Source organism: Dyella sp. (genome assembly GCF_051962475.1).
In the GTDB taxonomy this organism is placed as follows: Bacteria; Pseudomonadota; Gammaproteobacteria; order Xanthomonadales; family Rhodanobacteraceae; genus Dyella_A.
This window is the reverse complement of record NZ_JBQCCF010000066.1, coordinates 1-12587: the sequence shown is the minus strand read 5'-3', so window position 1 is coordinate 12587 and position 12587 is coordinate 1. Positions and strand designations below refer to the sequence as shown.

Below are 12587 nucleotides of genomic sequence, written 5' to 3'. Positions count from 1 at the left end.
GGGCGTGAGCAAGTGCTCGCATGATTCATGCGGCCGTGTAGGAGCCCGCTCGCGGGCGATGCCTTTCGCTTCGACGCTGATTCAGAGCAAAGGCATCACCCGCGGGCGGGCTCCTACGGGTTGCTGTCACACCTCGTGGTGGATCGCTTCGGCCGGTACGGCGCCGGCCTTGCGGGCCTGGCGGCGCGGCGCCAGTTCCACCAGATACATCGCTGCCAGCACCAGCGCGCCGCCACCGAGCATGCGCCAGGTAAGCGACTCGCCGCCGAAGGCCACCGCGAAGCCGGCGGCGAATACCGGTTCCAGCGTCATCACGATCGCCGCCCGAGTGGCCGGCATGTGGGCCTGGGCCCAGGTCTGCACCAGCATCGCACCGGCGCCGGCGGCCAGTGCCATGTAGATCAGCGCGAACCAAACGCCGCGATCCGGCGGCAGCTTCGGTCCGTGCGGCAGCGTGGCCAGCAGGCAGACGGCGGCGATCGCCAGCATCTGCACGGTAGACAGCGCGAACGCATCGCCGGACCGCGACCATTGCCCCAGCCCCACGATGTGCAGGCCATACAGCGCCGCGGAGATAAGGACCAGTACCACGCCCTTGTTCACGCTGAAGCCCTGCAGCGACAGCAGCGCGAGGCCACCTGTCGCCAGCAGCACGGCAATCCAGGTGACCGACGGCATGCGTTGGCGCAGCAGCACGGTGCCGAGCAGCGGAGTGAACACCACGTACATGCCGGTGACGAAGCCGCTGACGCTGGCCGAGGCGTAGATCTGGCCGGTGGTCTGCAGCAGTTGTGCCACGCCGTACAACGCGCCCAGCGCCAGCCCCTGCAGCCACTGCCGGCGCGGCAGGCGTCGGAGCGGACCGGCGAACATCACCGTCATCGCCAGCGCCGCCAGCACGAAGCGCACGGCGAGGAAGTCGGCCACCGCCACGCGCTGCACCACGTCCTTGATAAGGAAGAAGGTGGAGCCCCATACCGCGGTCACGCCGATCAACGCGATCGTGGCGAGCGCCGCACTGCGCCCTGCGGCGGCGCTCATGCAGTGGCGTCCTGCACCGGCGCGCGGGCAGTGAGGCGACGCCACAGTTGCCCCGGCACCTTCAATGCGAAATGCGCCCAGATACCCAGCCAGACGACGGCCGCCAGATGCCACTTGCGCGCGTCAGGATCGAACGTGCGAAACCAGCGCCACATCCCGCGGTGCTTGTGCCAGCTGACGAACACCGGCCGGTGCCGGCTGGAACCGCCCTTGCCGTGCAGCACGCGTACGTCGCCGGCCAGCACCACGCGGTAGCCTGCGTCGCGCACGCGACGGCAAAGGTCCAGATCCTCGCAGTGCAGGAAGTAGCGCTCGTCGAAGCCGTCGAGGTAATCGAAAACGCGGCGCGACACCAGCATCAACGCGCCGGACACGGCCTCGGCCTCGACCGCATGGTCCGGCATCGGCCCTTCCACGTTGATGCCCTCGCCGGGACGCTTGAACAAGGTGGTGAGCGTGCGCGCCAGCAGCGGATCACGGCGATGGGAGGCCGGGTCGGGCACGCCGTACGCATCGCACACCACCGCACCGGCCAGGCCGGTACGTGGCTGCGCATCGAACGTCGCTACCAGGCGGCCCACGGTATCCGGCTCAAGCAGGCAGTCCGGGTTCAGCACCAGCAGGCGCGATCCGCCGGCGCGCTTGGCGGCGCGGTTCACCGCCGGACCGAAGCCCAGGTTGGCGTGATTGAAGATCACGGCGAGGCGCGGCTCGTGCTCGTGCGCGCGGGCGACCGCTTCGGGCACGCCGTCGCGCGAGCCGTTGTCGATCAGTAGCACGTCGCGCACGGCCGGGCAGGCCAGTGCGCGGCGGATGCAGTCGTGCAGGCCCGGGCCGCTGTCGGCCGAGACCACGATGACGCTGACGTCCGGCACGCCCGCCGGGGGCGCGGGAGAGGAATCGGGGAAGGTGATCACCGCGCAAGTATGCGCGCGGACGGGCCAATCGAAAACGGCTCAGCCCACGCGTTCACGGCGCAGGGCATCGCGCAGCGGCAGCGGCATGCCCGCGTCGCTGCCCTGCAGCCACGGCGCTTCGTCGTGCCAGCCGCACAGGTGGCGCCGGCGCAGGCGATGGGGTTGCCGCAAGTCGCGATCCCACAGCAGCACACCTGGTTTCGCTTCCAGTGCCAGCCAGCGCCCGCCAGGGCTGATGGACAGGCGTCCGGGTGGGGCCTCGATGCGCGTACCGTCGTCGAACACGTAGCCGGCGAAACCCCGCTCGCGCCGGTAGCGCAGGCAACCGCCGCGACCGTCGTCCAGCGTGCTGTCCGCGCTTTCGTCCAGCGTCAGCCACTGCGCGGGCAGCAGCTCCACGATGCCGCCCACGCGCAGCGGCGCGAGTGCCAGTTCGGGCCACTCCGGCGTGGGCGCGTTCGCGCCCGGCACCCGCGCCGCCTCCTGGCGAAGGCCGCGATCCAGCCACGATTCCAGTCCGGCCAGCAGGGTGAACCCGGCCAGCGCGGCCACCGCGGCGATCGTCCACGCCAGCGCGTCGTCGCCGAGCCAGCGCTTGAGCGCCAGCACCACGCCAGGCAAACCCCAGCGTAGCGCGAGCCGTAGCGACGCGGTGAACGGCTGCAGCCGCTCGGCGCCCACCAGCAGGACGGCGACGATGCCCAGCAGCAGCGGCAGGCCCAGCCACCACGGCAGCAGCACCAGCGCCACCAGCCACAGCGCGAAAGCCATGTGCCGATGCCAGCGCACGGCGCCCACGCCTCAGCCGCCGCGCCGGACGGCCGCCGAACGCGGAGCCTCGCTCAGCCGCACCATGCCCGCGCGTTGCGGAACATGCGCATCCACGGCGAGTCCTCGCCCCAGCTGTCCGGGCTCCAGCTCATCTGCACGCTGCGGAACACGCGTTCGGGATGCGGCATCAGGATGGTCACGCGGCCATCGGCGGCGGTGAAGCCGGCCAGGCCGCCGGGCGAACCGTTCGGGTTGAGCGGGTAGTTCTCGGTTGGCTTGCCGCGGTTGTCGACGAAGCGCACCGCCGCCTGCGCCTTGGACGGGCTGCACACGTTGGGAAAGTGCACGCGGCCTTCGCCGTGCGCCACCGCCACCGGGATGCGCGAGCCGGTCATGCCCTTGAAGAACAGGCTCGGCGAATCGAGGATCTCCAGCGTCGCCACGCGCGCCTCGTACTGCTCGGACGCGTTGCGCAGGAACTTCGGCCAGTGCTGTGCGCCGGGGATGATGTCCTTGAGCTGGCTGAGCATCTGGCAGCCGTTGCACACGCCCAGCGCGAACTTCGTGCGGTCGGCGAAGAACGCTTCGAACTGAGCGCGCAGATCGGCGTTGTAGAGGATCGAGGTGGCCCAACCACGGCCGGCGCCGAGCACGTCGCCGTAGGAGAAGCCGCCGCAGGCCGCGAAGCCGCGGAAGTCGGCCAGCTTGACCCGGCCCGAGGCGAGGTCGGACATGTGCACGTCGACCGCGTCGAAGCCGGCGCGGGTGAACGCGGCAGCCATCTCGACCTGGCCGTTGACGCCCTGCTCGCGCAGAATCGCCACGCGCGGGCGCGCACCTGGCGCAGCGGACAGCGGTCCGGCAACGTCCTTGGTGATGTCGAAGGTGAGCTTCGGGCTGATGCCCGGGTCGGCGTCATCCAGCCGCCACTCCAGCTCGGCGTCGGCGCTGAGCGGGTTGTCGCGCAACCGCTGCATGGCGTGGCTGGTCTCGTTCCACGCCTTGAACAGCGTGCTCCAGTGCCATTTGAAGGTGGCCTCGTTGCCGAGGTAGAGCTTGATGCCGAGCTTTTCCTTGGGCCGGCCGATGCGGTGGCTCATGCCGGCCAGGCCGTGCTTGACCAGCAGCGCCTCGAACGCTTCGCGGTTGGCCTCGGCCACCTGCAGCACGGCGCCGAGTTCCTCGTTGAACAGCGCACGCAGGGTCGCTTCGGCCCAGCCGTCCAGATGGATCTCCAGGCCGCAGTGGCCGGCGAAGGCCATCTCCAGCAGCGTGGTGATGACGCCGCCGTCGGAACGGTCGTGATAGGCCAGCAGCAGGCCGGCGCGGTTCGCTTCCTGCACCAGCTCGAACAGGCCCTTGAGGCGCTTGACGTCTTCCAGATCGGGCGGCACGCCGCCAGCGCGGTTGAACACCTGGGTCAACGCCGAACCGCCGAGGCGGTCGCGGCCGCCCCCCAGATCGACCAGCCACAGGTCGGACGGACCGCGGTCGAGCTTGAGCTGCGGGGTGAGCGTGCGACGCACGTCGCTGACGCGGGCGAAGCCGGTGATCACCAGCGACACCGGCGCCACAGTGGACTGGCGCTGACCGTTGTCGGTCCACACCGTCTGCATCGACAGCGAGTCCTTGCCGACCGGGATGGAGATATCCAGCGCCGGGCACAGTTCCATGCCCACCGCCTTCACCGCGTCGAACAGCGCGGCGTCCTCGCCCGCGTGGTTCACCGCCGCCATCCAGTTGGCGGACAGGCGGATCTCGCCCAGCTGATCGATCGGCGCGGCGGCCAGGTTGGTGATCGCCTCGCCCACCGCCAGCCGCGCGGCGTCGGCGCTGGAGAGCAGTGCCACCGGGGCGCGCTCGGCCATCGCCATCGCCTCGCCGGTGTAGCCGTCGAAGTCGGTGATGGTGACGGCACAGTCGGCCACCGGCACCTGCCACGGGCCGACCATCGGATCGCGATGATTGAGGCCGCCGACGGTGCGGTCGCCGATGGTGATGAGGAAGTTCTTCGAGCCCACCGTGGGCAGGCGCAGCACGCGCAGCACGGCCTCGTCCATGCCGATGCCCGAGAGATCCGGCACCAGGTCGATGCGAGGCTTGATGCGCGTGGCGTCACGATGCATGCGCGGCGGCTTGCCGAACAGCACGTCCATCGGCAGGTCGATCACGGTCAGCTCGCGGCGCGGATCGACCAGCACCAGCTGGCGCTTCTCGGTCGCCGTGCCGACGACGGCGTATGGGCAGCGCTCGCGGGCGCAGTACGCCTCGAACTCGGGCAGGTCCTCGGCCGCGATGGCGAGCACGTAGCGCTCCTGCGACTCGTTGCTCCACACCTGCATCGGCGACAGCGAGGGATCGTCGCAGGGGATCGTCGACAGATCGATCTCGCCGCCCACGCCGGCGTCGTTGAGCAGTTCCGGAATCGCGTTGGACAGGCCGCCGGCGCCCACGTCGTGGATGCTGACGATCGGGTTCTTGTCGCCGCGCGCCCAGCAACTGTCAATCACCTGCTGGCAGCGCCGCTCCATCTCGGCGTTGTCGCGCTGCACCGAGGCGAAATCGAGCTCGGCGCTCGATGCACCGGAGGCCACCGACGAGGCCGCACCGCCGCCCAGGCCGATCAGCATCGCCGGGCCGCCGAGCACGATCACCTTGTGTCCGGGCTGGAGCTCGCGCTTCTGCACGTGATCAGGACGGATGTTGGCCAGGCCGCCAGCCAGCATGATCGGCTTGTCGTAACCGCGGCGCACGCCCGCTTCGCCGGTCTCGTGCTCGTAGCTGCGGAAGTAGCCACCCAGGCACGGACGGCCGAATTCGTTGTTGAACGCGGCGGCACCGAGCGGGCCGTCGCGCATGATCTCGAACGCGCTGGCCATGCGCGGCGGCAGCGGACGCTCCACCTCCCACGGCTGCGGATGGCCGGGGATGCGCAGGTCCGACACCGAGAAACCGGTGAGGCCGGCCTTGGGCTTGGCGCCACGACCGGTGGCGCCCTCGTCGCGGATCTCGCCGCCGGCGCCGGTGGCCGCGCCGGGCCACGGCGCGATGGCGGTGGGATGGTTGTGCGTCTCTACCTTGATCGCGTAGTCAACGCGTTCGTCGTGCGCCTTCCATACACCGTCGGCATCGGCGAAGAAGCGCTTGCCGGCCGAGCCCTCGATCACCGCCGCGTTGTCCTTGTAGGCCGACAGCGTGTGCGCGGGCGAGCGCTGGTGGGTGTGCTTGATCATGCCGAACAGCGTGGCGTCCTGCGCCTGCCCGCCCACCGTCCAGCTGGCGTTGAACACCTTATGCCGGCAGTGCTCGGAGTTGGCCTGGGCGAACATGAAGAGTTCGGCGTCGGTGGGATCGCGCCCCAGTTCGGCGTAGCGGTCGGCCAGGTAGTCGATCTCGTCCTCGGCCAGCGCCAGGCCCAGCCGCGTGTTGGCCTCGTCGAGCGCGGCGCGGGCGTCGCTGCCGAGCGCCACGTGCACCAGGTCGCCCGGCGTACCGGCGAGGAACAGCCCCTGCGCCTGATCCAGATCGGTGAGCACCGACTGGGTCATCGCGTCGCACAGCACACCCATCACCGCGTCGTGATCGAGCGCACCCGCTTCGGGCAGGCCCACGGCCAGCCAGGCCAGGCCGCGCTCGACGCGGCGCACGTCGAAGCCGGCGCCGTGCAGGATGTCGGTGGCCTTGCTCGACCACGGCGAGATCGTGCCAAGACGAGGCACCACCCACAGGCTGGCCGGCTCCGGTGCCGCATCCTTGGCTTCCAGCACGTCCAGCAGCCGCTGGCGTTCGAGGCCTTCGGGGACCCGGTCGGCATCGAGGAAATACACGAACCACGCCGCCTGGATGCGCGCACCGCGATGCAGGGCATCGAGGCGGACGTTGAGGCGGTCGAGGCGGAACGGCGAAAGGGCAGTTTGCCCGTCGAAAGCGATCATGCGAGGGGGATGGCGCTGTACGGGAAAACCGCCATTCTACCCGATGCTGCAATACGGCATCGGATACCCCCGAGGCTGCGCCGGGCGGTCAGCCGCCGCCGATCGGGTGCTTGCGAAGGTCGTCCAGCACCTGGTCGGCGGTCACGTAGCCGCCGAGCTGGCGGCCGTCGGCGGTGAAGACCGCCGGCGTGCCGTCCACACCCAGGCGCGCGCCCAGTTCGAATTCCGCCTTCACCGGGTTGTCGCAGGTGGCCGCCTTCGGCGCCCGGCCCTGCTTGGCAGCGGTGAACGCGCTCTTGCGGTCGGCGGCGCACCATACCGACACCATCTCGGTGTAGGTCGGCGTGGGATTGCCGGCGGTGGTGGTCACACCCTCGCGCGGCCAGGCCAGGTATTCGATGGCGATGCCGGCCTTCATGAAGTCGTCGATGTGCTCGTGCAGCTTGCGGCAGAAGCCACAGTTGACGTCGGTGAACACGGTCAGCGTGGTCTTCGGGTGCGGCGGGGCGAACACGATGCGCTGCGCCGCCGGCACGCGCGCCAGCTCGGCCTTGCGGAAGCCGGCCCAGGCGTCGTCATTGAGGCTGTGTCGCTTGGCCACGTCGACCAGATCGCCGTTGAGCATGTACCTGCCGTCGGCAGTGACGTAGACCATCTGCCCGGACGCGATGACGCGGTAGAAGCCCGGCACCGGCGAAGGCGTGACCGATTCGATGTGCACTTTTGGCCCGAAGCTCTCGATCGCCGCGCGCACGGTCTTCTCCACCTCCGGCGGTACGCCCGTATCGGCAGCCTGTGCCGCCACCGCCACGCCGCCCAGACAGAGCGCGAACATCAGCTTCTTCCACATCGTCATCAACCTCGTGCAGGCGCGATGGGTGGCACCGCGCGGGAAGCGCGAATTCTCGCACAGGCACCTGAACCCGATCGCCGGCCCCCGGGGCGGGCAAGCGTGCGCGCCGTCCCAATGTGCGCACGCCGGCGCGGCGGCGCGGCGTCTCAGCCGCGCGGATGGTGCTGCGCGTGCAGCCGCTTGAGGCCTTCCTTCGCCACCAGCGTATAGATCTGCGTGGTGCTCAGCGCGCTGTGGCCAAGCAGCATTTGTAGCGCGCGCAGATCGGCGCCGTGGTTGAGCAGGTGGGTGGCGAAGGAGTGCCTGAGCACGTGCGGCGAGATGCGCTTGGGCGTGATGCCCACCTTGATCGCGTAGCGCTTCACCAGGGTCCAGAACATCTGCCGGGTCATGCCTTCGCCGCGCCGGCTCAGAAACAGCGCCGCCGGCTGGCGGCCGCGCGCCAGCACCGGTCGCGCGGTCTTGAGGTACGCCTCGATGCGCTCCAGCGCCAGTTCGCCCACCGGTACCAGCCGATCCTTGCCGCCCTTGCCGGTGACGCGCAGCACGCCCTGGCGCAGGTTCAAGCCGGCCAGCGGCAACTCGACCAGCTCGGACACGCGCAGGCCCGAGGCGTACATCAGCTCCAGCATGGCGCGGTCGCGCAGGCCCAGCGTGGTGCTGACGTCGGGCGCGTCGAGCAGCGCCTCGATCTCGCGCTCGGCCAGCGCCTTGGGCAGGCTGCGCGGCAGCTTGGGGCGTTCGATCAAGCGGGTGGGATCGTCGAAATCCGCCGACTGGCGGGCGAGGAATCCGTAGTAGCGGCGAAATGAGGATTGCCGCCGCGCCAGCGAGCGCACCGCGACCGGCGCGGCGCCGTGGTAGGCCGACAGATCCTGGCGGCGCGCGGTCTCCAGGGTGCGCCCGCGCGTGGCCAACCAGCGTGCGAGGCCCTCCAGATCGCGGCGATACGCCTCCAGCGTGCGATCGGACAAGCCATCTTCCGACCACACCCGTTCGATGAAGGTGGCGATGCTGCGCTGGTCGGCTTGGGCGATACTGGCGGGGTTTTCCTCTTTCATGCGCGCCATGCTGGGCACGGCGCGCGCGCGACGCAAGCGAAGCCATGACCGACGCCCCCACCTCCCTGCCCTGCCCGCTGTGGCGCCGCCTGATCGCCCTGGTCTACGACCTGCTCGCGGTGGTGGCGATCGTGATGGTGGTGGGCCTGCTGTGCCAGCTGGCCACCGGCGGACGGCTGATCACGACCGGTGCGCAGACGGCGATCGCCTGGTGGTATCGACCGCTGCAGGCGGTGGTGGTGTCGGCGTATTTCGTGGTGTCGTGGCTGCGCGGCGGCCAGACGCTGGGGATGCGCCCGTGGCATCTACGCGTCACCGCGCGCGACGGCGCGCGGCCCACGCTGCGCCAGGCGTTGATCCGCGTGATCGTGGCTAGCGCGCCGCTGGCGTTGCTCGCGCTCGCGCCCGTGCTGGGCCTGCGCGGCGCGCTGTGGGCGGCGCTGATCGCCTGGGCGGCGTGGTTCGCCGTGGCCCTGTTCGACCCGCGTCGGCGTGCACTGCACGACCTGGCCGCTGGCACCGAGCTGCGTCGCATCGGTTGATGCGTTCACGGACAGCGCGGCGCCGGCCCGGCACACTGCGCACATGACCGACACCGATGCCCCGGCCCGCAGCGAGGCCGACCTGCTGCGCACCAACCGCCGCTTCTACGAGGCGCTGTGGTCCGATGCCCGGCTGATCGCGCCGGACCGCTTCAATACCTGGCCGCTGTTCGGCGCCCTCGCCAGCGAGGCGCGACACCGGCTGGAAGTGGCGCCGGGCCTGCGCCCGCGCCTGCCGCTGGCGGATACCTGCTTCGTCGACATGAGCCACGCCGCGCTCCGTGGCCTGCATCGCCAGGGCGCCCGCACCGCCCACGCGATGATCGGCGCACTGCCCTTTCCCGGCGCGCAGTTCGACCTGGTCTGCGCACTGGACATCCTCGAACACGTGGTGGACGACGTCGGCGCGCTGGCCGAACTGGCGCGCGTGGCCATGCCCGACGCTACGCTGCTGCTGTCGGTACCGCTCGATCCGAACGCCTGGACCGCCTTCGACGATTTCGTCGGCCACTACCGCCGCTACGAGCCGGCGCAGATCGAGGCGATGCTGGCCGCGCACGGCTGGCGCATCGAGCGCAGCGCGGTGTACGGCATGCAGCCGGAATCCTCGCGCCTGCTCGACCTTGGCCAATGGTTCCTGACCCACCAGCGCGAGCGTGCGATGTGGTGGTACAACCGGGTGTTCATGCCGCTGGGCCTGCGCTTCCAGAAGCCGCTGGCCTGGCGCGAGGGGCTCGGCGACACCACTGGCGTCGACGAGCTGCTGCTGGTGTGCCGCCGCGGCCCGGCGCCAGCCGGCGCTTGAGCTGCCGCAGGTATTTGCGGCACCGCAACACAAATTAGACCGACTGGTTCTAGAATCAGACCTTTATGGTTTGACGGTCCACCTCATGCTCTATCAGATCCACGAGTGGCAGCGCGCCTTCCTCGGTCCGCTCAGCCACTTCGCCGAGGCCAGCGCCAAGATGCTCAACGACCCCGCCAGCCCGCTGGCGCAGTGGCCCGGCGTGGAGCGCTGGGCAGCCGGCTATGAGCTGATCCACCGTCTCGGCAAGGACTACGAAAAGCCTGAGTTCGGCATCCATCAGGCGATCGCGCACGAGCACGAGATCGCCATCGTCGAACGCGTCGCGCTGGCCAAGCCGTTCTGCCAACTCAAGCGCTTCAAGCGCTTCAGCGACGATCCGGACACCATCGAGAAGATGAAGAACGACCCGGTCGTACTGGTGGTGGCACCGCTTTCCGGCCATCACTCCACGCTGTTGCGCGACACCGTGCGCACCTTGTTGCGCGATCACAAGGTGTACATCACCGACTGGGTCGACGCGCGCATGGTGCCTGTGGATCAGGGCGCGTTCGGGCTGGACGACTACATCGCCTACGTGCAGGAGTTCATCCGCCACATCGGTGCCGAATCGCTGCACGTGATCTCGGTGTGCCAGCCGACCGTGCCGGTGCTGGCCGCGATCTCGCTGATGGCCTCGCGCGGCGAGACCACGCCGCGCTCGATGACCATGATGGGCGGCCCGATCGACCCGCGCCGCAGCCCCACCAGCGTCAACAACCTGGCCACGCGCCAGCCGCTGTCGTGGTTCAAGGGCAACGTGATCCACACCGTGCCGACCAACTACCCGGGCGCCGGGCGCGAGGTCTACCCGGGCTTCCTGCAGCACGCCGGGTTCATCGCGATGAACCCCAGCCGCCACCTCAACTCGCACTGGGATTTCTACCAGGACCTGGTGCGCGGCGATCTCGACGACGCCGAGTCGCACCGCAAGTTCTACGACGAGTACAACGCCGTGCTCGACATGCCGGCGCAGTTCTATCTCGACACCATCGCCAAGGTGTTCCAGCAGTTCCTGCTGCCGCGCGGCGTGTGGGACGTGGCGGGCGAGCGCGTCGATCCTTCCGCGATCAAACGCACCGCGTTACTCACCGTGGAAGGCGAGCTGGACGACATCTCCGGCCTGGGCCAGACCGAGGCCGCGCACGACCTGTGCACCGGCATCCCGGCCAAGGCGCGCGCGCACCGGGTGATCGAGGGTGCCGGCCACTACGGCATCTTCAGCGGCCGGCGCTGGCGCGAGACGGTCTACCCGCAGGTGCGCGACTTCATCCGGACGTTCGAGCCGCGCACGGCGTGATGTCGAGCCGCCGCCGCGACATGGCCCGCCGCGTGTGAGCACGCCGGATTACCAGCGCATCCTCGACGCGATCCGCGACGAGCTGCGTCCCGTGCTGGCCCAAGGCGAGGTGGCCGACTACATCCCGCGCCTGGCCAGCGTGCCGCGCGACAAGTTCGGCATGGCCGTGGTCACGCTGGATGGCCAGGTCTTCCGCACCGGCGACGCCGACGAGCCGTTCTCGATCCAGAGCATCTCCAAGGTCTACACGCTGACCCTCGCGCTGCAGGCAGTTGGCGAACAGCTGTGGCAGCGCGTGGGCCGCGAGCCCTCCGGCAGCGCGTTCAACTCGCTGGTGCAGCTGGAAGTGGAACACGGCGTGCCGCGCAACCCGTTCATCAACGCCGGCGCGCTGGTGGTGGCCGACGTGGTGCTGGGCAGCCGCGCCGATGCGCGCGCCGAGCTGCTGGCTGCGGTGCGCGGCTGCGCGGCCAATCCCGCGCTGCGCGACGACCCGGAAGTGGCCGCCTCGGAGAAGTCGCACGGTTACCGCAACGCCGCGCTGGCCAACTTCATCCGCAGCTTCGACAACCTCGAGCAGCCGATCGAGGCGGTGCTGGATTTCTACTTCTACCAGTGCTCGCTGGCGATGAGCTGCACCGACCTGGCGCGCGGCTTCCTGTTCCTCGCCAACCAGGGCCGCTGCCCGTGGTCGGGCAAGGCGCTGCTGTCACCGGACCTGGCCAAGCGCATCAACGCGCTGATGCTCACCTGCGGCACCTACGACGCGGCGGGCGACTTCGCCTACCACGTGGGCATGCCGGCCAAGAGCGGCGTCGGCGGCGGCATCGTCGGCGTGATTCCCGCCAAGCTGGCCGTCGCGGTGTGGTCGCCGGCGCTCAACGCCAAGGGCAACTCGCTGGCTGGCAGCCTGGCGCTGGAGCGCTTCACCAGCCTGACCGGGCTGTCGATCTTCTGATCGTCGGCGCTCGCGCGAGGCAGTCCACCGCCGCGCGGCTTGTTCGTCAGCGCTATCGCCAACCGGCTCGCCTAATGCCAGCACGCCACACCGGCACAGCTGAGCGTATTGAAGTCGTACAGGGTGGAGTGCCCCAGCGTGCCCTTCGGGCGCGGCAGGCCTTTCGGCACGAAAAACGTGGCGCTATGCGCGCCGTACAGGCCAGCCGGCAGGGTGAACGGCTTCAGCACCACGTAGGCGTGATACATCCCGATCGGCCGGGGCTTCGTGCCCCCCGAAACCCGCCGCAAAAAAACCGCCCCCCCCCGCCCGGCGGGGGCCAAAAGCCCAAAGCGCGCCAACCCAAGCGTACCCACCCCCAAAAA

The 12587-nt window shown here is 69.8% G+C and carries 11 protein-coding genes; 4 read left to right on the top strand and 7 right to left on the bottom strand.

Annotation, left to right across the window (positions count from 1 at the left end):
• Positions 1-126: 126 nt before the first annotated feature.
• From ACTHJF_RS14610 to xerD, 6 genes are all read right to left on the bottom strand, one after another.
• Positions 127-1041, bottom strand: a complete 915-nt coding sequence (locus ACTHJF_RS14610; RefSeq protein WP_440267758.1) for a DMT family transporter — start codon at positions 1039-1041, stop codon at positions 127-129.
• The gene (locus tag ACTHJF_RS14605) at positions 1038-1958 is read right to left on the bottom strand and encodes a glycosyltransferase family 2 protein (protein ID WP_440267757.1); all 921 of its coding nucleotides are present in this window, start codon (positions 1956-1958) and stop codon (positions 1038-1040) included. The genes ACTHJF_RS14610 and ACTHJF_RS14605 overlap by 4 nt, the downstream gene beginning before the upstream one ends.
• 39 nt (positions 1959-1997) lie before the next feature.
• Positions 1998-2729 carry a hypothetical protein gene (locus tag ACTHJF_RS14600; RefSeq protein WP_440267756.1) on the bottom strand — a complete coding sequence of 244 codons (732 nt, stop codon included), beginning with the start codon at positions 2727-2729 and terminating at the stop codon, positions 1998-2000.
• A 71-nt stretch (positions 2730-2800) separates the two neighbouring features.
• Positions 2801-6664, bottom strand: coding sequence for a phosphoribosylformylglycinamidine synthase (purL, locus tag ACTHJF_RS14595; protein WP_440267755.1), 3864 nt, complete (start codon positions 6662-6664; stop codon positions 2801-2803).
• A gap of 88 nt (positions 6665-6752) precedes the next feature.
• A complete protein-coding gene (locus ACTHJF_RS14590; protein WP_440267754.1) occupies positions 6753-7520 on the bottom strand; it encodes a DsbC family protein in 768 nt (255 codons plus the stop codon).
• A 143-nt stretch (positions 7521-7663) separates the two neighbouring features.
• On the bottom strand, positions 7664-8578 hold the full coding sequence (gene xerD / locus ACTHJF_RS14585; protein ID WP_440267753.1) for a site-specific tyrosine recombinase XerD: 915 nt from the start codon (positions 8576-8578) through the stop codon (positions 7664-7666).
• Positions 8579-8622: 44 nt separating this feature from the next.
• On the opposite strand from xerD, the gene ACTHJF_RS14580 reads away from it, so the two are divergent.
• From ACTHJF_RS14580 to ACTHJF_RS14565, 4 genes are all read left to right on the top strand, one after another.
• Positions 8623-9120: an RDD family protein gene (locus ACTHJF_RS14580; protein ID WP_440267752.1), complete on the top strand. Its 498-nt coding sequence runs from the start codon at positions 8623-8625 to the stop codon at positions 9118-9120.
• A gap of 43 nt (positions 9121-9163) precedes the next feature.
• Positions 9164-9925, top strand: coding sequence for a class I SAM-dependent methyltransferase (locus ACTHJF_RS14575; protein WP_440267751.1), 762 nt, complete (start codon positions 9164-9166; stop codon positions 9923-9925).
• 85 nt (positions 9926-10010) lie between these two features.
• Positions 10011-11264, top strand: coding sequence for a polyhydroxyalkanoate depolymerase (locus tag ACTHJF_RS14570; RefSeq protein ID WP_440267750.1), 1254 nt, complete (start codon positions 10011-10013; stop codon positions 11262-11264).
• Positions 11265-11298: 34 nt separating this feature from the next.
• The gene (locus tag ACTHJF_RS14565) at positions 11299-12222 is read left to right on the top strand and encodes a glutaminase (RefSeq protein ID WP_440267749.1); all 924 of its coding nucleotides are present in this window, start codon (positions 11299-11301) and stop codon (positions 12220-12222) included.
• 71 nt (positions 12223-12293) lie between these two features.
• Here the strand turns inward: ACTHJF_RS14565 and ACTHJF_RS14560 are convergent, their stop codons facing one another.
• Positions 12294-12470 carry a hypothetical protein gene (locus ACTHJF_RS14560; protein WP_440267748.1) on the bottom strand — a complete coding sequence of 59 codons (177 nt, stop codon included), beginning with the start codon at positions 12468-12470 and terminating at the stop codon, positions 12294-12296.
• Positions 12471-12587: the final 117 nt, after the last annotated feature.

What these genes read in the sequence shown, in the direction of transcription:
- xerD (WP_440267753.1), bottom strand. Translation starts at nt 8,578, where the DNA reads ATGAAAGAGGAAAACCCCGCCAGTATCGCCCAAGCCGACCAGCGCAGC.
- ACTHJF_RS14580 (WP_440267752.1), top strand. Translation starts at nt 8,623, where the DNA reads ATGACCGACGCCCCCACCTCCCTGCCCTGCCCGCTGTGGCGCCGCCTG.
- ACTHJF_RS14590 (WP_440267754.1), bottom strand. Translation starts at nt 7,520, where the DNA reads ATGACGATGTGGAAGAAGCTGATGTTCGCGCTCTGTCTGGGCGGCGTG.
- ACTHJF_RS14570 (WP_440267750.1), top strand. Translation starts at nt 10,011, where the DNA reads ATGCTCTATCAGATCCACGAGTGGCAGCGCGCCTTCCTCGGTCCGCTC.
- ACTHJF_RS14600 (WP_440267756.1), bottom strand. Translation starts at nt 2,729, where the DNA reads ATGGCTTTCGCGCTGTGGCTGGTGGCGCTGGTGCTGCTGCCGTGGTGG.
- ACTHJF_RS14610 (WP_440267758.1), bottom strand. Translation starts at nt 1,041, where the DNA reads ATGAGCGCCGCCGCAGGGCGCAGTGCGGCGCTCGCCACGATCGCGTTG.
- ACTHJF_RS14575 (WP_440267751.1), top strand. Translation starts at nt 9,164, where the DNA reads ATGACCGACACCGATGCCCCGGCCCGCAGCGAGGCCGACCTGCTGCGC.
- purL (WP_440267755.1), bottom strand. Translation starts at nt 6,664, where the DNA reads ATGATCGCTTTCGACGGGCAAACTGCCCTTTCGCCGTTCCGCCTCGAC.
- ACTHJF_RS14560 (WP_440267748.1), bottom strand. Translation starts at nt 12,470, where the DNA reads ATGTATCACGCCTACGTGGTGCTGAAGCCGTTCACCCTGCCGGCTGGC.